The organism is Bradyrhizobium genomosp. I (2014) (genome assembly GCF_000261685.1).
Classification (GTDB): Bacteria; Pseudomonadota; Alphaproteobacteria; order Rhizobiales; family Xanthobacteraceae; genus Bradyrhizobium.
This window is the reverse complement of record NZ_AJQE01000268.1, coordinates 1-316: the sequence shown is the minus strand read 5'-3', so window position 1 is coordinate 316 and position 316 is coordinate 1. Positions and strand designations below refer to the sequence as shown.

Here is a 316-nt window from a genome sequence, read left to right as displayed (position 1 = left end):
TGGATCGCGGAGGCGAGCCGCAGCAACAGGACGATCGAGACGTTGCCCTTGCCGGCCTCGATCTGGGCGATATAGCGCTCGGAGATCCCGGAGCGGCGCGCCAGCTCGCGGCGCGAGAGGTCGCAGCGTATGCGCGAGGACCGCAAGCGATCGCCCAGCTCGGTCAGAAACGCCGCCTCGGAATAAGGCGGTACGGCACAGCTCCCCGGCAGCACTTCGCCCGCAAAATCCATGACTTGATTCAGCATTGGTCTATCCACGTTCGCCTTCGGGAAATGTCATTCTACGCTCGAAACGCCCTGCCTCATTGACGCGG

Annotated in this window: 1 protein-coding gene; it reads right to left on the bottom strand. The window is 63.6% G+C overall.

The window, feature by feature from the left end; genetic code table 11:
• The coding region (locus tag IC50_RS24800; protein WP_035710922.1) for a helix-turn-helix domain-containing protein at window positions 1-248 on the bottom strand (248 nt) is incomplete at its 3' end.
• Window positions 249-316 lie beyond the last annotated feature (68 nt).